Origin of the sequence: Pseudomonas sp. NBRC 111131 (assembly GCF_001320525.1) — a bacterium.
GTDB lineage: Bacteria > Pseudomonadota > Gammaproteobacteria > Pseudomonadales > Pseudomonadaceae > Aquipseudomonas > Aquipseudomonas ceruminis.
Window position 1 is genome coordinate 132,702 of sequence record NZ_BCBH01000007.1, and the last position, 19,416, is coordinate 152,117.

A 19,416-nucleotide genomic window follows, 5' to 3' on the forward strand; every position below is an offset into this window, starting at 1 on the left:
TGCGAGCCTCCCTAGACTAAGCACCCGTAAACGGATTTCGAGTGCCTTCCCATGCCTGCCTCCCGTCGTTTCCCATGGCTGCTCATCGGTGCCTTCCTGGCGTTGTACCTGGTCTGGGGCTCCACCTACCTGTTCATTCGCATTGGCGTGGAGTCCTGGCCGCCGATGTTGATGGCGGGTGTGCGCTTCGTCACCGCGGGTGGACTGCTGTATGGGTTTCTGCGCTGGCGCGGTGTGCCGGCACCGACCTGGCCGCAGTGGCGGGCGGCGGGCGCCATCGGTTTCTTGCTGCTCAGCTGTGGGAATGGTGGTGTGACGGTGGCTGAGCATGCGGGCGTGGCATCGGGTGTGGCAGCGCTGGCGGTGGCCACGGTGCCGTTGTTCACCCTGCTGTTCGGCTTGCTGTTCGGCCACCGCAATTCGCGCCTGGAGTGGGCTGGCATCCTGCTGGGGCTAGTGGGTATCGGCCTGCTCAACCTGGGCTCGAACCTGCAGGCAAGCCCCATCGGTGCAGCACTGATTGTGTTCGCCGCCGCCGCCTGGGCGTTCGGCTCGGTATGGAGCAAGAACCTGCCGCTGCCACAAGGCCCGATGGCCAGTGCCGCCGAGATGCTGGTGGGGGGCGCGGTGCTGCTGCTGGGCAGCGCCGTGTCGGGAGAGCGCATGACCCAGATGCCGACTGCGGCAGGCTGGGGCGCGTTGGCCTACCTGGTGCTGTTCGGCTCGATCCTGGCGTTCAGCGCCTACATGTACCTGCTCAAGAATGTGCGGCCAGCCGCTGCCACCAGCTATGCCTACGTCAACCCGGCGGTGGCGGTGTTGCTGGGCATCGTCTTTGCTGACGAGCAGATCGGTGTGGAGGAATGCCTGGCAATGGCCGTGATCATCGGCGCGGTGGTGCTGATCGGCCTGCCCCAGTGGCGCAAAGCGCCTGAGCCTGCGTTGAAGGGCGAAATCTGCAAGTAGGGTGGGGTGTTGCGGTAAACTTGCCGCCTTCGCTGAACCCCCTGACGGTATTGCCATGAATTTCGCCAAACTCGGCCTGATCGAACCTTTGCTGCGCACATTGCAGCAACTGGACTACACCACCCCGACCCCGGTGCAGGCCCAGGCCATTCCTGCGGTGCTGGCCGGCCGCGACCTGATGGCTGCGGCCCAGACCGGCACCGGCAAAACCGCCGGCTTTGCCTTGCCTGTGCTGCAGCGCCTGGCGCTGGAAGGTGAAAAGGTCGCCAGCAATTCGATCCGCGCGCTGGTGCTGGTGCCAACCCGTGAGCTGGCCGAGCAGGTGCACAACAACGTTCGTGAGTACGCTGAAAACCTGCCGTTGAGCACCTATGCCGTTTACGGTGGGGTCAGCATCAACCCGCAGATGATGCGCCTGCGCCGTGGCGTCGACCTGCTGGTGGCCACGCCGGGCCGCTTGCTCGACCTGTTCCGCCAGAATGCGGTGAAGTTCAACCAGGTCCAGACCCTGGTGCTCGACGAAGCGGACCGCATGCTCGACCTGGGCTTCGCCGAGGAGCTGCAGGCGGTGTATGCGGCGCTGCCACGCAAACGCCAGACGCTGTTGTTCTCCGCAACCTTCTCCGACCAGATCCGCATGCTCGCAGGGTTGGCCCTGAACGACCCGCTGAGCATTGAAGTGAGCCCGCGCAACGCCGCCGCCACCACGGTCAAGCAGTGGCTGGTGCCGGTGGACAAAAAGCGCAAGGTCGACCTGTTCTGCCACCTGCTGCGCAAGCAGCGCTGGAAGCAGGTGCTGGTGTTCGCCAAGACCCGTAACGGGGTGGATCAGTTGGTCGAGCGGTTGCTGGCTGAGGGCGTTAACGCTGACGGCATTCACGGTGATCGCCCGCAGGCGACGCGTCAGCGTGCGCTGGACAGTTTCAAGGCGCGTGAAATTCAAGTGCTGGTGGCCACCGACGTCGCAGCCCGCGGCCTGGACATCGACGACCTGCCGCTGGTGGTCAACCTCGACTTGCCCATCGTTGCCGAGGATTACGTGCACCGCATCGGCCGCACCGGCCGTGCCGGTAACAAGGGCGAGGCGATCTCGCTGGTGTGTGCCGATGAAGTGCAGTTGCTGGCGAGCATCGAAACACTGACCCGCCAGACGCTGCCACGCCATGAAGAGCCGGACTTCATCCCGGATCACCGAGTGCCGATGACCGATGCCAGCGGCCAGGTGATCAAGAAGCCGAAAAAGCCCAAGAAGCCAAAAGAGAACAGCGCCAAGCGCGGTCTTGGTCGCTGGATGGACAGCGGTGAGGAGCAGGCGCCGGTGAAGGCTGTGCGTAAAGTACCCAGCTTCAACAGCGGGCCGCGCAAACGCAAGCCCTAGTAGGCAACGCCAGCGCGTGCTTTGCAGAAGCGGGCTGGGTCAGCCTTGAGCCTTGATCCAGGCTGAGGCAGCCCGGCCGGCGCGAAGGCCGCTGGCAAAGCACGCCGTTAGCAGATACCCCCCGGTCGGGGCTTCCCAGTCCAGCATCTCGCCGGCGCAGAACACCCCCGGTATCGCCTTTAGCATCAAGCCCTCATCCAGCCCTTCGAAGCGCACGCCGCCGGCACTGCTGATTGCCTCGTCCAGCGGGCGGGTACGGACCAGCGTTATCGGCAGCGCCTTGATCGCCTGCGCCAGCGCGGGCATATCGGCAAAGGTCGCCTGATCGGTCAGTTCACGCAGCAGCGCCGCCTTTACCCCGTCGATGCCCAACTGGCTGTGCAGATGCTTCGCCATTGAGCGCGAGCCCCGGGGCTTGGCCAGCGCCTGGGCAATCTTGTCCACAGGCTTGTCCGGCAACAGGTCGAGCAGTAGGGTCGCCTGGCCGTCGCGGTTGATGGCTTCGCGCAGGGGGGCTGACCAGGCGTACACCAGGCTGCCTTCGACACCTTGGGCAGTGAGGATGAATTCACCCTTGCGTGGCGCCGTGCCCGGCATGCCAAGGGCGATGTTCTTCAGCGGCGCTCCGGCGAATTTGTCCTTGAGCAATGCACTCCAACCGGCCACTTCAAACCCGCAGTTGCTGGCTTGCAACGGTGAGATATCCACAGCGCGTTCGGCGAGCCATGGCTGCCAGGCGCCGTCGGAGCCCAGCCGTGCCCAACTGCCACCGCCGAGGGCCAGCACGACCGCATCCGCGTTTACCTGCAGTTCGCCCTGTGGATAAACCACCCGCAGCGAACCGTCGCTGTTCCAACCGACCCATCGATGCCGGTTGTGGATAACTACCCCGCTGTCGCGCAGGCGCTTGAGCCACGCACGCAGCAGCGGGGCGGCTTTCATGTCGGTGGGGAAGACCCTGCCTGAAGTGCCAACGAAGGTTTCCACACCCAGCCCGTGAATCCACTGGCGCAGGGCGTCGGCATCGAAGTCGCGGAGCAACCCGTCGATGGCATCCTGGCGCTCGGCGTAGCGCGCGACGAACTGTGGATAAGGTTCGGAATGGGTAATGTTCATGCCGCCGACCCCTGCCAGCAGGAATTTGCGGCCCACCGACGGCATGGCGTCGAACAACTGCACGGCAAGGCCCGCCTGGGCCAGCGCTTCAGCAGCCATCAAACCGGCAGGGCCACCGCCGATCACGACGGCGAGGGGAGGGGAGGCGGGGCGTAGATCAGACATGGGGGCGACGGGCTGTGGAAAAGACTGCGCATTCTAGCCCAGCGCGGCCTGCATAAGCACTGATCAAAAAATAATCAATGCCACGCAGCTCAGGCGGGCAAAGGGCTGCAGACTGTTTCCCGCAGGTTATCCACAAGCGGTTCCACAGTCATTGTGAACAACCCATGACCTTCGCTGCACTGTGGTGAAGGATGCCATGGCGCCGTGCCAAGGCTTCGCGGTCCTTGCTGTAGCCACCGCCGATTACGCCGACCACCGGGATATCGCGGCCCAGGCAATGGCGCATGACATGCTCGTCACGTGCGGCAAGGCCGGCATCGGTCAGTTGCAGGTAGCCCAGGGCATCATCCTTGTGCACGTCCACGCCTGCGTCGTACAGCACCAGGTCGGGCTGATACAGCGGCAGCAGGTAATTGAGTGCGTCCTCCACCACCTTCAGGTAAGCCGCGTCGCCCATGCCCCGGGGCAGGGGGATGTCCCAGTCGCTATGGGCCTTGCGCGCCGGGAAATTCTGCTCGCAGTGCAAGGACACGGTGATGGCGTCCGGGGTGTCGTGGAGGATGCGCGCGGTACCGTCGCCCTGGTGCACGTCGCAATCGAAGATCAGCACCCGGTGCACACGCCCCGCTTCGAGCAGGTAGCGGCTGATCACTGCCAGGTCGTTGAAGATGCAGAAACCGGCCGGGTGGTCGTAGTGGGCGTGGTGCGTGCCGCCGGCCAGGTGGCAGGCCAAGCCATGCTGGAGCGCCATTTCGGCAGTCAGCAGCGAGCCGCCCACGGCGCGCACGGTGCGCCGGGCCAGGGCCTCGCTCCAGGGCAGGCCTAGGCGGCGCTGGTCCTCACGTGACAGCTCGCCATTCATGTAGCGCTCGATGTAGTCGCGATCGTGGGCCAGGGCGAGGATGTCGTTGGGGCAGATTTCCGGACGCAGCAGCGCCTGGTCGGTGGTCAGCCCGCTGTCGACCAGGTGGTCGCGCAGCAGACGAAACTTGTCCATTGGGAAGCGGTGCTCGGGCGGGAACGCCGGGCTGTAGTCGTCGTGGTAGATCAGCGGCAACGGCATGGTGGGTTCGCAATCGGGGCCAGTGCTGATCTTGCCAGTTGTTGAGTGGTGGGCCAACTTCCAGGCCCGTTCGCAGGCAAGGGTGCGCAACGGCCGCCGTTATTTACCTGCGCTCGCCAGCACCCGCTGCCAGTCCGGCTCGTTCAGCCGCCCCAGAATCCGCGCCTTGCCGTCGCCGTTGACAGACACGAACAGCGCGCTGGCATACCCGCTCTCACGCTCGCCGGCGGCCACCTGCTGCTGGCGCTGGAAGTGATCGATGCAGCCATTGTGGGTCACCAGCACCAGATTATGCCCGGGCTGCTTGCGCGCCAGGGCCTCTTTGGCGAACTGGTTATCGCAGTTCTCCAGCCAGTCTTCGCTCGCCACGGCCTGGCCCAGGATGAAGTGCGCGGTTTGCCGGGTACGCAGTTTGGGGCTGCTGATCAGGTCGGTATTGTCCAGCCCAAGGGTACGCAGGCCCTGGCCTACCCGTGTGGCGGCCTCGCTGCCCGCGACGGTGATGCCGGTTGCATCGTCCAGGCAGGGGCCTGGCGCGCTGTCGCAGCGCTCGGCATGGCGGATCATCACGATGACGGCGCCTTCGGCCCAGTCCTGCAACAGGCCGCTGTCACTCAACTGTTGTTCGTTGCCCAGGTCCACGATATGGGTCCTGGTTGCCAACCAGGTGTTCAACGCCGCCACCACCATGCACAGGCCAAGGGCGGCACCGAGGGCGTTGCGGGATAACCGTCGCTTGCGACGGGCGTGGATGGCGGGGTGTCCCAGGGTGGTGCTGTGCAGCATGCGTCGCTCCGATGGCAGGGCCGCGCTCTGTGCCGCGGCGGATGGCGGCATTGTCTGAAGCGGCCTGTCGGAGCCCGGTGAAGGGGGTGTGAAAATTGCATTTCGCCTACGCTGTAAACTGCAGGACGGCAAAACCGGAGTACGCCCCATGACACCCATTCTTGAACTGGAAAGCGCACGGCTGGTGCTGCGCCAATGGCAGGACGATGACCTGCGCGAGTTCGCGGCGCTGTGCGCCGACCCACAGGTGATGCGCTACTTTCCAGCGCCCTTGACGCGCCTGGAGAGCGCCGCGCTGATTGGCAAAATCCGCGGGCATTTCAGTGAATACGGCTTTGGCCTGTGGGCGCTGGAGCGCAAGGACAGCGGCGCCTTCATCGGCATGACCGGCCTGCTCAACGTCAACTTCGAGGCGCCCTTTGCGCCGGCTGTGGAGATCGGCTGGCGCCTGGCCCGGCGCCACTGGGGCCTGGGCTTTGCCAGCGAGGCCGCCTGGACCTGCCTGCGCTGTGCTTTCGCCCAATTGCGCCTGGAGGAGGTGGTGTCGTTCACTACCGAGGGTAATCTGCCGTCGCAGAAAGTCATGCAGGCCATTGGCATGGTCCAGGACCTGCACGGCAGCTTTGAACACCCGCGGCTGCCCAGTGGCGACCCGCTGCGCCCCCATGTGCTGTATCGCATCGACCGGGCGCGTTGGGAGCAGACCTTGCGCGCTGAATGAGCGGCCATGCGCGGCGCCAATGACAAACCCTGTATCATTTGCCTTCATGAAAGCGCCGTAGAGCTGTGATGCCTTGCTAGGAGAACCCCCGATGAGTCATGTGTTGGACGACCTGGTCGACCTGTTGAGCCTCGAGTCGATCGAGGAGAACCTGTTCCGTGGACGCAGCCAGGACCTGGGCTTCCGCCAGCTGTACGGTGGCCAGGTGTTAGGGCAGTCGCTGTCGGCGGCCAGCCAGACGGTTGAAGATGCGCGCCATGTGCATTCGCTGCATGGCTACTTCCTGCGCCCGGGCGATGCCAGCCTGCCGGTGGTGTACTCGGTAGACCGGGTGCGCGATGGCGGCAGTTTCAGCACCCGGCGGGTGACGGCCATTCAGAAGGGCAAGACCATTTTCACCTGCAGCGCGTCGTTCCAGTATGACGAGGAAGGGTTCGAGCACCAGGCGCAGATGCCTGATGTGGTCGGGCCGGAAAACCTGCCTACCGAAGTCGAACTGGCCCGCGCCATGGCCGACAACATGCCCGAGCGCATTCGCGACAAGGTGCTGTGCGCCAAGCCCATCGAGATACGCCCGGTCACCGAACGTGACCCGTTCAACCCCAAGCCCGGCGACCCGGTGAAGTACGCCTGGTTCCGCGCCGACGGCAACCTGCCGGACGTGCCAGCTTTGCACAAGTACCTGCTGGCCTACGCCTCGGACTTCGGCCTGCTGACCACCTCGCTGCTGCCCCATGGCAAATCGGTGTGGCAGCGCGACATGCAGATCGCCAGCCTCGACCACTCGCTGTGGTTCCATGGCAACCTGCGCGCCGATGACTGGCTGCTGTACGCCACCGACAGCCCGTGGGCCGGCAATGCACGTGGGTTTTGCCGGGGCAGCATCTACAACCGGGCCGGGCAACTGGTGGCATCGTCCACCCAGGAAGGTTTGATCCGCCATCGCAAGGACTGGGCATGAGCCTGGCCGATATCCGCAACTGGGTGTTCGACATGGACGGCACCCTCACCGTGGCGGTGCATGATTTTGCCGCCATCCGCGAGGCGCTGGAGATTCCGCCCGAGCACGACATCCTCACCCACCTGGCAGCGCTGCCGGCGGCGGAAGCAGCCGCCAAGCATGCCTGGTTGCTGGAGCATGAACGTGACCTGGCGGTAGCCTCGACGGCAGCCACCGGCGCGGTAGAGCTGGTGCGGGAGCTGGCCGGGCGTGGTTGCCGGCTGGGGATTCTTACCCGCAATGCGCGTGAGCTGGCGCATGTCACCCTGGAGGCCATCGGCCTGGCGGACTGCTTTGCGGTCGAGCACATCCTTGGCCGTGACGAGGCAGCGCCCAAGCCCAACCCCGATGGCCTCTTGAAGATCGCCAATGCCTGGGGTGTGGCGCCGAGCGAACTGGTGATGGTGGGCGACTACCGCTTTGATCTCGATTGCGGGCGAGCCGCCGGGGCGCGCACAGTGCTGGTGAACCTGCCGGATAACCCGTGGCCGGAGCTGGTGGATTGGCATGCAGCGGATTGCCGGGCGTTGCGGGCGTTGCTGGGCTGATTGTTCCGTTGGCAGTGCTGGCTCAATCGCGGGCAGGTACTGTCTATGCTCAACCCCAGTCTTTCCCCGAATGGAGTACCAGCCATGACCCATAAAGCCATCTACGTGCAACCCGGCGGCGGCTACGACAAGGTCGAAATCGGCACCAGCAAGGCTGCTGCCCCTCAAGCCGGCGAGATCACCGTGCGCCTGCATGCCAGCTCACTCAATTACCACGACTTTGCCGTGGTCAGCGGCATGTGGGGCCCGAGCGAGCGGCGCATACCCATGGCCGATGGTGCGGGCGAGGTCACCGCAGTCGGCGCCGGGGTCACAGAGTTCAAGGTTGGCGATCACGTGGTCAGCACCTTCTTCCCGGACTGGCTTGACGGCCAGGCGCTGGTCGAAGGCTTCGCTGCGGTCCCAGGTGACGGCATCGACGGCTACGCCCGGGAGCAGGTTACCGCCCGCGCCACCGCCTTCACCCTGGCGCCCAAGGGCTACAGCCATGCCGAGGCGGCCACGCTGACCACGGCAGGGCTCACCGCCTGGCGCGCGCTGATGAGCGACGATCACCTCAAGCCCGGCGACACCGTGCTGGTGCAGGGCACTGGCGGTGTGTCGATCTTCGCCCTGCAATTTGCCAAGCTGGCAGGTGCCTCGGTGATCGCCACCTCATCCAGCGATGCCAAGCTCGAGCGCCTCAAGGCGCTGGGTGCCGACCACCTGATCAACTACAAGACCACCCCGGCCTGGGGCGAGCAGGTACGTGAGCTCACGAATAACCGCGGCGTCGATCATGTGATCGAAGTGGGTGGGCCGGCGACCCTGGAGCAATCGATGATCGCGGCCCGGATCGGCGGGCACGTGTCGTTGATCGGCATCCTCACCGGTGTTGCCGGGCAATTGCCGCTGGTTCAGGCACTGGTGCGGCAGATCCGTCTGCAGGGCGTGCTGGTGGGCAGCCGCGCGCAGCAGCAGGCGATGGTGCGGGCGATCGATGCCAATGGCCTGCGGCCTGTAGTAGACAAGCATTTCGAGCTGGAACAGATCGTCGAAGCCTTCCGCTACCAGGAGAGCAACAGGCATTTCGGCAAGATCTGCCTGACGTGGTAAGCGGCACTGCTGTGTAACCAGGCCTTACAAGCCAATACATTTGCGCACATCGGCAGGGGGAGGCGGCTGGCTAGAATGCCCCGCTTCAGATGCGACTGATTCTCTACAAGAGGATTCCCCCCGATGTGCCTTTCCTTTCTTGCCTGGCGGCGCCTGCTGCCTGCCTTGATACTGCTGGCCTCCTGCGCCGGCTTTACGCCAACCGCCAGCGCCGTGCAAGTGACCGATGTGCTGGGCCGCAAGGTCGAGGTCGACCATGCGCCGCAGCGTATCGTGCTCGGCGAAGGCCGGCTGTTTTTTGCCCTGGCCTTGCTCGACCGTGATAACCCCTTCCAGCGCGTCGTGGGCTGGCAGAACGATATGCGCCTGCTCGACCCGCACACCTACCAGGTGTACGCGCAGAAGTACCCGCAGATCGCCAGGTTGCCGCTGATCGGCCAGGCGTCCGAGCAGAGTGTCAGTGCCGAACAGATCCTCGCCCTCAAGCCTGACCTGGCGGTGTTCAGCATCGCGGGCGAAGGCCCGACCCAGCACAGCCCGGTGGCCGACCTGTTGGAGAAGGCCGGGGTACCGGTGTTGTTCATCGACTTTCGCGTCCACCCCATCCGCAATACGCGCGTGAGCCTGGAGGCGCTGGGCCGTTTGCTTGGCCGAGAGCCACAGGCGCAGGAGTACTTGAGCCTGTACGACCGCCATCTCCAGCACATCACTGACGGCGTGGCCGGGCTCAAGCAGGGCGAGCGGCCCAAGGTCTTCCTCGAACTGCTGGCTGGGGTGTGGCAGGCGCCGGGGCATACCACCGGCAAGAGTGGCCTGGGCAGCGTGGTCGAAGCAGTGGGTGGGCATAACATCGGTGCCGACGTGGTGCCGGGTGCGTTGGGCGATGTGAGTGTCGAGTACGTGCTGCAAGCTGACCCGGACGTGTATATCGCCACCGGCAACCGTGCGCCTGGGGTACTGCTGGGTGCCGGGGTGTCGGCCGACACGGCGCGCCAGAGCCTGGCAAGGATCACCGCCCGCCCCGAGTTCGCCCCGCTGCGGCCGATCCGCGCCGGGCAGGCCCATGGCTTGTGGCATGACTTCTACAACTCGCCCTTCAACATCCTGGCGGTAGAGGCCATGGCCCGCTGGATTCACCCTGAGCGCTTCAAGGATGTCGACCCGCAAGCGACCATGGCGGCGATCAACCAGATGCTGAAGGTAGGCCTGGACGGCCATTACTGGATCGACGCTCAGTGACGGCGCAGGCCCCCGCAGGGGCTGCGCTGGCGGCCCGTCACTACCGGCGGCTGCTCTGGCGGCGGGCAGCGCTGGTGCTTGGGCTGGCGCTGTTGTTGGTTGCTGCAGTGCTTGGCGACCTGGCCAGTGGCGCCTCGGGCATGGGCCTGGGGCGCTTGCTGCAAGGCATCTTCGACCCGACGACCCTGAGCGCCACGGAGCGGGTGATCATCTGGAACGTGCGCCTGCCGTACTCGCTGATGGCCGTGCTGGTGGGCGCAGCGTTGGCGCTGGCGGGCGCCGAGATGCAGGCGATTCTCGACAACCCTCTGGCCAGCCCTTTTACCCTGGGCGTGTCGTCGTCCGCGGCGCTGGGTGCATCGCTGGCGATCGCTTATCCGCTAGGGGTCGCCTGGCTGGCGCCGAGTGCGCAGGTGACGCTGATGGCGTTCGTTTTCGCCTGCCTGTCGGTGCTGTTGCTGCAGGCCATGTCACGCTTGCGCGGCGCTGGGGTGCAAAGCCTGGTGCTGTTTGGTATCGCCCTAGTGTTCAGTTGCAACGCGTTGGTCTCGTTGCTGCAGCTGCTGGCGACCGAAGATGTGCTGCAGCAACTGGTGTTCTGGACAATGGGGAGCCTGGCGCGGGCTGATTGGCAGAAGCTCGGCTTGCTGGCCGCAGTGCTGTTGCTGGTGCTGCCGTTCTCATTGCGTGCCGCGCCGGCGATGACCTTGCTGCGCATGGGCGAGGAGCGGGCACGCAGTTTTGGCGTGGATACCCGGCGCCTGCGCTTCGCTTCGTTGCTGCGCATCAGCCTGCTGTCGGCCACGGCGGTGGCTTTTGTCGGGACCATTGGCTTTGTTGGCCTGGTCGGGCCGCACATCGCCCGCCTGCTGGTGGGCGAGGACCAGCGCTTTCTACTGCCGGCCAGTGCCTTGGTGGGGGCGCTGATGCTGGCGCTGTCTTCGATTGCCAGCAAGCTGATCATGCCAGGGGTGATCGTGCCGGTGGGGATCGTCACCGCGTTGGTCGGTGTGCCGGTGTTCGTGGTGTTGGTGTTCCGTCGAGGGAGGGCGTTGTGAGCCTGTCGATCAACGATATTACGGTCGCCTATGGCCCACGGCAGATCCTGCATGGGGTGAGCTTGCCTGAGCTGCCGGCGGGTAGCCTGGTGGCGTTGGTGGGGCCTAATGGTGCCGGCAAGTCCACGCTGTTGCGCGCCTTGGCGGGGCTTGAGCGGATGAAAGGCACAGTCAGCCTCGATGGCCAGGATGTAACGCGCCTTGGCTTCGCCGAGCGTTCGCGGCGCCTGGCGTACATGCCGCAGCAGCTGCCACCGGGGCTTGCCTTGGGCGTAATGGAGAGCATTGTTGCGGCCTTGCGGGTGAGCGGTAGCGATGACTTGCTCGGCCATGCCTACCAGGCGCTGCGCCAGTTGGGCATCGAAGGCTTGGCCGAGCGCACGCTCGATAGCCTTTCGGGTGGCCAGCGGCAGTTGGTGGCGTTGGCGCAATTGCTGGCGCGTAACCCGCAGGTGTTGTTGCTGGATGAGCCGACCAGTGCGCTTGACCTGCACTACCAACTGCGGGTGATGGACGCGGTGCGCGAGCGCGTTGTCATGCATCGGCTGCTGGCGGTAGCCGTGTTGCACGACATCAACCTGGCGGCCAGCCAAGCCGATTGGCTGGTGGTGCTGCGTGAGGGCAGGGTGGTGGCGTGTGGGGCGCCCGAACAGGTGCTCAGGCCGCAGCTGCTGGCTGAAGTGTACGGGGTACAGGCGCGGGTCGAGCGGTGTTCGCAGGGGCGCCTGCAGGTGTTGGTGGACCGGGCGCTGGCCTGAGGTCTGGCGTTGGCTTGCCCCGCCAAAGGGCAAGCCGCTGCCACGCCTATCCAGATGAAAAACAAAACCTTCAAATGGCCAGCAGGCGTGTTTGGATATGCCATTCACGACATCTGGCGTTTATGGAAATGCCCTGTCGTGATCGAACAGTTCCGGGGCGTTCTCGTGTAATTTCCCACAGCCTCACGAGGCTTAAATGAACCTCGAACTTCGCTGGCGCGTTGCCCTGTAAAGCGTGCAAAAGGCCTACAACAGAGCGCGAGCAACGTGTCGACTAATTGATTTGGAAGGAGATATTTTCGCCTACGCCTGCCCGTCCTTTCCTTGTGTCAGCAAAAAGAGAACAACATCAATGAACACCGTGGGATCTGATGGCAACCTTGCACAAGGTTTCAAGCCACGTCATGTAACGATGCTGTCCATCGCGGGCATCATCGGCGCCGGACTTTTCGTAGGCTCCGGGCACGCCATTGCGGCGGCCGGGCCAGCCACCATTATTTCTTATTTCGTGGCCGGCACCCTGGTGGTGCTGGTCATGCGCATGCTCGGCGAAATGGCCGTGGCGCATCCTGACACCGGTTCGTTCTCCACCTATGCCGACCAGGCCATCGGCCGCTGGGCCGGCTATACCATTGGCTGGCTGTACTGGTGGTTCTGGGTGCTGGTGATCCCGATCGAGGCACTGGCTGCCGGGCATGTGCTCAATGCCTGGTTCCCGCAGGTGGACAGTTGGATCTTCGCCCTGGCCTCGGTGTTGCTGCTGGCATGCACCAACCTGTTCAGCGTGGCCAAGTACGGTGAGTTCGAGTTCTGGTTCGCCATCCTCAAGGTCACGGCAATTCTTGGTTTCATTGGCTTGGGCTTTGCGGCCCTGATGGGCTGGTTGCCCCACCGTGAAGTCAGCGGGCTGAACGGGCTGATTGCCGAGTATGGCGGCTTTGCGCCCAAAGGCTGGTCGGCTGTGATCGGCGCGTTCATCACCGTGATGTTCAGCTTCATCGGCACCGAAGCGGTGACCATCGCGGCTTCGGAGTCCAGCGACCCGTCGCGCAACATCGCCAAGGCCACACGTTCGGTGATCTGGCGCATCAGCACCTTCTACATCCTGTCGATCTTCGTGATCATCTCGATCGTGCCGTGGAACGACCCACAACTGGCGGTGGTGGGGTCGTACCAGCGTGCACTGGAAATCATGAACATCCCCAACGCTGCGTTCATGGTCGACCTGGTGGTACTGGTGGCGGTGACCAGCTGCATGAACTCGTCGATCTATATCGCTTCGCGGATGATGTACTCGCTGGCCAAGCGCGGCGATGCACCGGCCTTCCTCAACAAGACCTCCAAGGTAGGCGTGCCACGGGCTGCGGTGTTTGGCAGTACCCTGATCGGTGCAGCCATCGCCATCCTCAACTACTTCGCGCCCAAGGGGGTGTTCGAGTTCCTCCTGGCCAGCTCCGGCGCTATCGCGCTGCTGGTGTACATGGTCATCGCCATCTCCCAATTGCGCATGCGCCGCCGCCTGGAGCGTGAAAACGCCGAGCTGAAATTCCGCATGTGGCTGTTCCCTTGGCTGACCTGGGCGGTGATCGTCTTCATCGCTGGCGCGCTGGCGGTGATGATGTACACGCCTGAGCATCGGGCGGAAGTGAGCTCGACCCTGGGCCTGGCGATCGTGATTTCGTTCCTCGGCATCGTCACTTCGCGGGGGCATGCGCAGGTGGCTGGGGTGCGGTCGATGGGGTGATTGGCAGCACCGGGTAGCAAAAGCGAAGGCCCCCTTGGATGGGGGCCTTTTGCTTGTGCAGGAGCCGAGGCTAATCGCCCACCATTTCGATGTACCTGGACACTGCCGGGGCTTTTTCGAAACGCCGGTAAATCAGGCTCAACCAGGAGCTGGCGTCACAGTCGCTGATCCGCCGGTAATTCACCTGCGGCAGGCTGATGCGCTGCACCACCGACGCTGGCACCACTGCAATGCCTTGCCCCAGCGACACCAAGGTAATCACTGCCACAAGGCTACCGGGTTGCGGGCCAAGTCGCGGAACGAAACCACCCTGCGCTGCAGCCTCCAGCGTGCCCGAGATCTGCTCGGGGAGGATGAAGGTTTCCTTGGCCAGGCGTGCTGCCGGGATCTGCGGCAACTCGTTGATCCGCGAGCTGGCGGGCAAGGCGAGCACGAAGCCTTCCTGGTGCAGGGCGATGGCTTCGAGTTCTTCGGGTATATCCATGGGCGAGCGTACGTAGGCGAGGTCGAGCAGGCCATCGCGGACCATGCCCGGCAGCTCGACCATGGGCAGTTCGCGGATGTTCAGGCGCACGCCGGGGTGGGCGTCGCTGAAGCTGATCACCTGCCGCTGCAGCATGCCCGAGTAAGCCGCCGAGGCCACGTAACCCAGCTCGATGCTGCCGCTTTCGCCACGGCCGGCACGTTGCGCGCCCAGTTGCGCGGCATCGAACTGGCGCACCGCTTGTTCGGCTTCGACCAGCAACGCCTGGCCAGCAGCCGTGAGATTGACCTCCCGCTGATTACGCTCGAACAGGCGCACGCCCAGTTCACGCTCCATGTCCTGGATCTGCCGGCTGAGGGTCGGCGGGGCGATGCCCAACTGCTCGGCGGCACGGGTGAAGTGGCCGTGCCGGGCGACGCAGAGAAAGTAGCGGAAATGGCGGATTTCCATGGTGTGTTACCTGCAAGCTAATGACGCAGGCCGCTGGGGCTAACAAGCCTTGTGTTCAGCGGCGTTATCGTAAAGGCAACACTACAAGGCTGGGGCCGTGGCGGCAAAGGTTGCCTGGGTGATTGTCGGAGCTGCCCTGCCGGCCATCGCCGCGCTGCCCGGCAACCAGCCCAGCTTTCCGGAGCCTTGCCATGCCCTCTGCGCGCTTCACCCTGCTGACCGCCTCCCTGGTCTGCGCCCTGATCATCCTCGACACCAACATTGTCGCCGTCAGCCTGCCCAGCATCGCCCGCGACCTGTCCGGCGCCTTCGCCGACATCGAATGGGTCGTGAGCGCCTACCTGCTGGCCTTCGCTGCCTGCCTGTTACCCGCTGGCAGCCTGGCCGACCGCTTTGGCCGGCGGCGTATGCTGTTGCTGGGCCTGGTCGTGTTCGGCATTGCCTCCCTGGCTTGCGGCGCGGCGCCCAGCTTGCTGTTCCTCGACCTGGCCAGGGCGGCCAAGGGGGTGGGGGCCGCCATGCTGCTGACCTCGGCCTTGGCCGCCATCGGCCACCGTTTCCACGAACCCCAGGAGCGTATGCGTGCCTGGGCCTTCTGGGGGGCCTGCATGGGCGCGACCATCACCTTCGCGCCGCTGGCGGGGGGCATGATTGCCAGCACGCTTGGCTGGCGCTGGATCTTCTACATCAACCTGCCGCTGGTGGCGGTGCTGGCGCTGATGGTGATGCGCAGTGTCGAGGAGTCGCGCGACAGCAATGCAGCCCGGCTCGACCCCATGGGCAGCCTCACCTTCGGCGGCAGCCTCGGCTGCCTGATCTGGGCCATGATCGATGCCAACCAGGTCGGCTGGACCAGTGTCGATACCCTTGGTCGCCTGCTGGTCAGCGCCTTCCTGTTCGGCCTGTTCATCATGATCGAGCGCAGCCAGCCACGGCCGATGATCGACCTGCAGTTGATGCGCAGTGGGCGCTTCATCGGCGCCTTGCTCGGCATGTTTGCCTATGCCGCCTGTGCCCAGGTGATGATGACCTTGCTGCCGCTGTACCTGCAGAACGGCCTGCAGTTGTCCGCGCTCGCGGCAGGGGCAGGGATGTTGCCGTTTGCCGTGGCGATGTTGTTGACGCCGCGCCTGGGCATGCGCCTGGCCAGCCAGTGGAGCCCGGCGCAGGTATTTGCCCTGGGCCTGGTGCTTGTCGGGTTGGGCAATCTGCTGTGCGCCTGGGCGGTGGGCTATGGCGGTTACCTGGCCTTCGCCCTGGCGAGCCTGGTGCTGGGCGCTGGTGCGGGGCTGCTCAACGGCGATACCCAGAAGAACATCATGGCGTGCGTGCCACGTGAGCGCACCGGCATGGCGTCGGGGTTGAGTACCACTACGCGCTTTGGCGCGATCGTGATCGCCATCGGCCTGCTGGGTGGGGTACTTGCAGCGCGCAGCGCGCAGCTACTGCGTGATGCCATGGCCGCACTGGCCCCTGAGCAGTTGGGCAAGGTCAGTGCGATGGCCACCCGCGTTGCTGCGGGTGATTTGCAGGCTGCCTTGTCGCTGCTTGAGCCAGGCTTGCGCGAGGCGGTTGCACCCTTGGCGCAGCAAGCATTCGCAGGGGGCTTCGAGGCGGTGTTGCTGACGGCAGGGATTGTCGCGTTGGTGTTTGCTGCAGTGGTGGGCGTATTGCTGGGGCGGCCGCTTCCGGTTCATGGCACCCCAGCTGGGCACGTCGCGCGCGCATAACGTTGTGCCCCGCATCCAGAACATTGGGTGTCACGGGTTACGCAACGCATCGATCACCACTTTCATCGATGGCGAGACGCGACGTGCCGCATAGTAGAGGTGATAGCCTTCATACGAAATCGCATGTTCATCCAGAACAACCTGCAACTGACCGTGGGAGAGTTCTTCCTCCATCAAGCTGGTTGGCAACCAGACAAGCCCATGCCCGTCGCAGGCCGCCCGAATCAGGGTTTTGGGCTCGTTGCTCACTAACCTGCCGGCCGGAAGCACCTGCATGGTCTTGCCTGTCGCGGCTTTAAATTCCCACGCCAAGAGGTTGTCATGGGTCGGCAGTTTAAGCCCTAGGCAAGAATGAGCGGCCAATTCGCGCGGCGTGGCGGGCACCCCCTGCAGCGCCAGATAAGCAGGGCTGCCCGCAACGGCCATCACCATATCGGGGCCGATGCGTGCGGCGATCATGTCTTGTGCAACATCGCCACCTAGCCGAACACCAAGGTCGTACCGCGCTGCCACGATGTCTGTGAAGCGGTCTTCGCTGCACACTTCCAGACGCAGGCGTGGGTGGGCCGACAGCAAAGGTGACAGCCGCGCCCAGATAAGCGTTTGCACGGCGTAGTCCGGCGCGTTGATGCGCACGGTGCCGGCAACCTCGTCAGACTGCTCGATCAAGGCCGACAGTTCCTGGGTGATGTCGTCCAGCCGGGGTGCCACCGTCGTGTAGAGGCGCTGGCCTGCCTCGGTGGGGGCCACGCTTCGGGTCGAGCGGTGCAGCAGGGTAAGGCCCAGGCGCTTTTCAAGATGGCGCACACCATGGCTCAAGGCTGACGGAGTGACCCCTAGCTGCGCTGCTGCACGCGTAAAACTGCCTTCGCGGACCACCGCGGCAAAGGCAGCCAATTCATTGAAATTGGGCATGGCGCTTCCAGTGGTGTGAAAAAAATTCAAAAGGCCTTCAAATTATAGAGGACTACTCCACCCCTGAGGGAGCTTCTAGACTGGCTACCTGCTGTTCACTTTCTTACTGACCTCAGGGGTAGCCCATGTCGAGTCTTCACAAAAAATGGTTCATCACCGGTGCGTCTGGCGGTCTAGGGCTGGAGCTGACCAAGGCCGCCCTGGCGGCTGGCCACACGGTGGTTGCAGCGGTGCGCCGCCCGCAGGCCCTTTCGCAACTGCGTGACCAGTACGGCCAGCACCTGATTCTTGAGCAATTGGACCTGACCGACGTGCCCGCCATCCAGGTTGTGGCTGCACGCCACACCGACGTCGATTTCGTGGTCAATAACGCTGGCGGGGCTGTGATTGGCGCGATGGAAGAGTTCAGTGACGCCGAGATCCAGCAGCAGCTGAACCTGAACCTTGTGGCACCCATCTATGTCACCCGCGCCTTTCTGCCGGCGTTACGTGCCCGCAAGAGCGGCCGCATCCTGTACGTGACCAGTGTGGGCGGGCGTGTTGGCTTCGCCAGCGGGTCCATGTATCACGCCGCAAAGTTTGGCCTGGAAGGTTTTGCCGAAGCGGTTGCTCAAGAGGTTGAAGGGTTCGGCATCAAGACCCTCATCATTGAGCCTGGGTCGATCAAGACCAACTTCCAGGCCAACATCCAGTGGACCCAGGAGTCGGAGGTCTATCGCGATTCGGCAGTGGGCGCTGTGCGGCGGTATATCGAGGAAATGGGCGCAGAGAATACCGCCGGCGACCCGGTGAAAATGGCCGCGGCCATCTTCGCGCTTGCCCAGCAGGCGGAGCCGCCGCTGCGTACCGCGTTGGGTGTGGATGTGTTTGCAACGTTGCAGAAGAGTTATGCAGAGAGCTTGCGGGCGCTGGAGGCGCAGAAGGAGCTGGCGTTGTCGGTTGCTATCGAGGGGAAGAGTGGGTTTGTGCCCAGTTGAGGGGCTGAGGCATTCTGATCACAGTATCAGGAGCAGGGCCACATGGGCCTAATTCCAGCGTCTAGTCCTGACAGGGGTTTACACCTTTTCAGCTAGGCCGTTAGGCCTCAGAGCGCCCGATGCAATGCATCGGGCGTTTTGCTTTTTAGCGTTCGGCACCTGGCGGGTGACCAAAGTAGGCCTTGTATGCATGGTTGAAGTTAGCGGGGTTGGCATAGCCCAGACGGTAGGCAATTTGCGCCACCTGCCACTTGCGCTGGCGAAGCAGGTCGCGAGCAAGTTCCATGCGTTGCTGGCGCACATAATCCAGCATCGACTGGCCGTAGATGTGACTGAAAGCCCTGCGCAGCGTGGTTTCCCCAACCCCCAGGCTCCGGGCCAGCGCTTGAGTACCGGGAGGGTCAATGAGGTTTGCATCCAGTTGAAAACGCGCTTCATGGGCCAAGTCTGAGTAGCCGCGCACGGCAGGCACTGGCTTGGCCGAATGGGGAGCAAGATGCGTCGCCAACTCCACCAGTGCTGCCAGACTCAGGCTTTCCTGATTGAGACGCTCCAGGGCCCCGTGGTACGGAGAGTAATAAATGCGCTCCAGCAAACGCCCCAGCGCAGGACAGCCGCGAAGCGCCGAAAACTGAATGCCGTCGTTAAGTAGCCTGAGTAAGGGCTGGAGCGATGAATCTTCCTCGGACAGCTCGCGCAAATAATCGCCTGCGATGCGCAGCCCCGCCATGCGCGCGTGGCTCCCAGCGGGTAGTTGATCAATGGTTTCCATGCTTTCACTCAGGCCTAACGCATGGGCTGCACCAGTGGTGTATTCATTGAGCACACCGTCGACCCGATGCTGCCACTGCCCGCCGAGCACCTGCACGATGCACAAACTGTCGGGCAATATCTTGTGGATCGTCAGCGGCTCGGGGAACTGCAAGTCACAGTCGAAATACTGCAGGTCTGCCCGCACTGTGCGCGCGCGGTAGTGACCGACGGCAGAGCCAACAATCTGACGAGCGCTGTCGTCGAATACGCCGGCCTGGTCTAGAGCGCCTGGGTGATCGAAACAAAAGTGCGTATCAAGATAAGGATTCTGGCGTTTCATCGAGAAGGGGTTGATCACGTCCTTGCATGTCCGACGCATTGTACCCGGCCACCTGTCGTTGTGAACCGCAGCCTTATAGTTGTGCGTAACGGTCTACAAGGTTGGCATATCGCTGAGTGTGAATTTCAAT

At 63.9% G+C, this 19,416-nt stretch carries 18 protein-coding genes; 12 read left to right on the forward strand and 6 right to left on the reverse strand.

Features of this window, described 5'->3' with window-relative positions; translation table 11 throughout:
• Positions 1-51 precede the first annotated feature (51 nt).
• Together yedA and APH34_RS09420 are read left to right on the forward strand one after the other, a co-directional pair.
• Positions 52-966 carry a drug/metabolite exporter YedA gene (gene yedA, locus APH34_RS09415; protein ID WP_054900902.1) on the forward strand — a complete coding sequence of 305 codons (915 nt, stop codon included), beginning with the start codon at positions 52-54 and terminating at the stop codon, positions 964-966.
• 55 nt (positions 967-1,021) lie between these two features.
• Positions 1,022-2,344 (forward strand): DEAD/DEAH box helicase, encoded by a 1,323-nt coding sequence (locus APH34_RS09420; RefSeq protein ID WP_054900903.1) that lies wholly within the window; start codon positions 1,022-1,024, stop codon positions 2,342-2,344.
• Positions 2,345-2,383: 39 nt separating this feature from the next.
• On the opposite strand, the gene APH34_RS09425 is transcribed toward APH34_RS09420, so the two are convergent.
• The 3 genes from APH34_RS09425 to APH34_RS09435 form a co-directional block, all read right to left on the reverse strand.
• On the reverse strand, positions 2,384-3,625 hold the full coding sequence (locus APH34_RS09425; protein WP_054900904.1) for a TIGR03862 family flavoprotein: 1,242 nt from the start codon (positions 3,623-3,625) through the stop codon (positions 2,384-2,386).
• Positions 3,626-3,773: 148 nt separating this feature from the next.
• On the reverse strand, positions 3,774-4,688 hold the full coding sequence (locus tag APH34_RS09430; protein ID WP_054900905.1) for a histone deacetylase: 915 nt from the start codon (positions 4,686-4,688) through the stop codon (positions 3,774-3,776).
• A 99-nt stretch (positions 4,689-4,787) separates the two neighbouring features.
• On the reverse strand, positions 4,788-5,474 hold the full coding sequence (locus APH34_RS09435) for a histidine phosphatase family protein (protein ID WP_054900906.1): 687 nt from the start codon (positions 5,472-5,474) through the stop codon (positions 4,788-4,790).
• Between the two features lie 148 nt (positions 5,475-5,622).
• Between APH34_RS09435 and APH34_RS09440 the strand changes: the two genes are divergently transcribed.
• From APH34_RS09440 to APH34_RS09475, 8 genes are all read left to right on the forward strand, one after another.
• The gene (locus tag APH34_RS09440; protein WP_054900907.1) at positions 5,623-6,195 is read left to right on the forward strand and encodes a GNAT family N-acetyltransferase; all 573 of its coding nucleotides are present in this window, start codon (positions 5,623-5,625) and stop codon (positions 6,193-6,195) included.
• 91 nt (positions 6,196-6,286) lie between these two features.
• Entirely contained in the window at positions 6,287-7,156 is an 870-nt protein-coding gene (gene tesB, locus APH34_RS09445; RefSeq protein ID WP_054900908.1) for an acyl-CoA thioesterase II, read from the forward strand.
• Positions 7,153-7,743 (forward strand): HAD family hydrolase, encoded by a 591-nt coding sequence (locus APH34_RS09450; RefSeq protein WP_054900909.1) that lies wholly within the window; start codon positions 7,153-7,155, stop codon positions 7,741-7,743. The genes tesB and APH34_RS09450 overlap by 4 nt, the downstream gene beginning before the upstream one ends.
• An 84-nt stretch (positions 7,744-7,827) precedes the next feature.
• Positions 7,828-8,838, forward strand: coding sequence for an NAD(P)-dependent alcohol dehydrogenase (locus APH34_RS09455; RefSeq protein ID WP_054900910.1), 1,011 nt, complete (start codon positions 7,828-7,830; stop codon positions 8,836-8,838).
• Positions 8,839-8,961: 123 nt separating this feature from the next.
• Positions 8,962-10,077 carry an ABC transporter substrate-binding protein gene (locus tag APH34_RS09460; RefSeq protein WP_054900911.1) on the forward strand — a complete coding sequence of 372 codons (1,116 nt, stop codon included), beginning with the start codon at positions 8,962-8,964 and terminating at the stop codon, positions 10,075-10,077.
• Positions 10,074-11,135, forward strand: a complete 1,062-nt coding sequence (locus tag APH34_RS09465; RefSeq protein ID WP_054900912.1) for an iron ABC transporter permease — start codon at positions 10,074-10,076, stop codon at positions 11,133-11,135. Before APH34_RS09460 ends, APH34_RS09465 begins: the two co-directional genes overlap by 4 nt.
• A complete protein-coding gene (locus APH34_RS09470) occupies positions 11,132-11,893 on the forward strand; it encodes an ABC transporter ATP-binding protein (protein WP_054900913.1) in 762 nt (253 codons plus the stop codon). The genes APH34_RS09465 and APH34_RS09470 overlap by 4 nt, the downstream gene beginning before the upstream one ends.
• 352 nt (positions 11,894-12,245) lie before the next feature.
• Positions 12,246-13,637, forward strand: a complete 1,392-nt coding sequence (locus tag APH34_RS09475; RefSeq protein WP_054900914.1) for an amino acid permease — start codon at positions 12,246-12,248, stop codon at positions 13,635-13,637.
• A gap of 70 nt (positions 13,638-13,707) precedes the next feature.
• On the opposite strand, the gene APH34_RS09480 is transcribed toward APH34_RS09475, so the two are convergent.
• Positions 13,708-14,571 (reverse strand): LysR family transcriptional regulator, encoded by an 864-nt coding sequence (locus APH34_RS09480; protein ID WP_054900915.1) that lies wholly within the window; start codon positions 14,569-14,571, stop codon positions 13,708-13,710.
• A 191-nt stretch (positions 14,572-14,762) separates the two neighbouring features.
• Between APH34_RS09480 and APH34_RS09485 the strand changes: the two genes are divergently transcribed.
• Entirely contained in the window at positions 14,763-16,301 is a 1,539-nt protein-coding gene (locus APH34_RS09485) for an MFS transporter (RefSeq protein WP_054900916.1), read from the forward strand.
• 30 nt (positions 16,302-16,331) lie between these two features.
• Here the strand turns inward: APH34_RS09485 and APH34_RS09490 are convergent, their stop codons facing one another.
• The gene (locus APH34_RS09490; RefSeq protein WP_054900917.1) at positions 16,332-17,216 is read right to left on the reverse strand and encodes a LysR family transcriptional regulator; all 885 of its coding nucleotides are present in this window, start codon (positions 17,214-17,216) and stop codon (positions 16,332-16,334) included.
• 125 nt (positions 17,217-17,341) lie between these two features.
• Between APH34_RS09490 and APH34_RS09495 the strand changes: the two genes are divergently transcribed.
• Positions 17,342-18,193, forward strand: a complete 852-nt coding sequence (locus APH34_RS09495) for an SDR family NAD(P)-dependent oxidoreductase (RefSeq protein WP_054900918.1) — start codon at positions 17,342-17,344, stop codon at positions 18,191-18,193.
• Positions 18,194-18,338: 145 nt separating this feature from the next.
• On the opposite strand, the gene APH34_RS09500 is transcribed toward APH34_RS09495, so the two are convergent.
• Positions 18,339-19,286, reverse strand: a complete 948-nt coding sequence (locus APH34_RS09500) for a helix-turn-helix transcriptional regulator (protein WP_054900966.1) — start codon at positions 19,284-19,286, stop codon at positions 18,339-18,341.
• Positions 19,287-19,416 lie beyond the last annotated feature (130 nt).

What these genes read in the sequence shown, in the direction of transcription:
- APH34_RS09435 (WP_054900906.1), bottom strand. Translation starts at nt 5,474, where the DNA reads ATGCTGCACAGCACCACCCTGGGACACCCCGCCATCCACGCCCGTCGC.
- APH34_RS09480 (WP_054900915.1), bottom strand. Translation starts at nt 14,571, where the DNA reads ATGGAAATCCGCCATTTCCGCTACTTTCTCTGCGTCGCCCGGCACGGC.
- APH34_RS09475 (WP_054900914.1), top strand. Translation starts at nt 12,246, where the DNA reads ATGAACACCGTGGGATCTGATGGCAACCTTGCACAAGGTTTCAAGCCA.
- APH34_RS09485 (WP_054900916.1), top strand. Translation starts at nt 14,763, where the DNA reads ATGCCCTCTGCGCGCTTCACCCTGCTGACCGCCTCCCTGGTCTGCGCC.
- tesB (WP_054900908.1), top strand. Translation starts at nt 6,287, where the DNA reads ATGAGTCATGTGTTGGACGACCTGGTCGACCTGTTGAGCCTCGAGTCG.
- APH34_RS09430 (WP_054900905.1), bottom strand. Translation starts at nt 4,688, where the DNA reads ATGCCGTTGCCGCTGATCTACCACGACGACTACAGCCCGGCGTTCCCG.
- APH34_RS09455 (WP_054900910.1), top strand. Translation starts at nt 7,828, where the DNA reads ATGACCCATAAAGCCATCTACGTGCAACCCGGCGGCGGCTACGACAAG.
- yedA (WP_054900902.1), top strand. Translation starts at nt 52, where the DNA reads ATGCCTGCCTCCCGTCGTTTCCCATGGCTGCTCATCGGTGCCTTCCTG.
- APH34_RS09500 (WP_054900966.1), bottom strand. Translation starts at nt 19,286, where the DNA reads ATGAAACGCCAGAATCCTTATCTTGATACGCACTTTTGTTTCGATCAC.
- APH34_RS09495 (WP_054900918.1), top strand. Translation starts at nt 17,342, where the DNA reads ATGTCGAGTCTTCACAAAAAATGGTTCATCACCGGTGCGTCTGGCGGT.
- APH34_RS09440 (WP_054900907.1), top strand. Translation starts at nt 5,623, where the DNA reads ATGACACCCATTCTTGAACTGGAAAGCGCACGGCTGGTGCTGCGCCAA.
- APH34_RS09420 (WP_054900903.1), top strand. Translation starts at nt 1,022, where the DNA reads ATGAATTTCGCCAAACTCGGCCTGATCGAACCTTTGCTGCGCACATTG.
- APH34_RS09460 (WP_054900911.1), top strand. Translation starts at nt 8,962, where the DNA reads ATGTGCCTTTCCTTTCTTGCCTGGCGGCGCCTGCTGCCTGCCTTGATA.
- APH34_RS09425 (WP_054900904.1), bottom strand. Translation starts at nt 3,625, where the DNA reads ATGTCTGATCTACGCCCCGCCTCCCCTCCCCTCGCCGTCGTGATCGGC.
- APH34_RS09490 (WP_054900917.1), bottom strand. Translation starts at nt 17,216, where the DNA reads ATGCCCAATTTCAATGAATTGGCTGCCTTTGCCGCGGTGGTCCGCGAA.
- APH34_RS09450 (WP_054900909.1), top strand. Translation starts at nt 7,153, where the DNA reads ATGAGCCTGGCCGATATCCGCAACTGGGTGTTCGACATGGACGGCACC.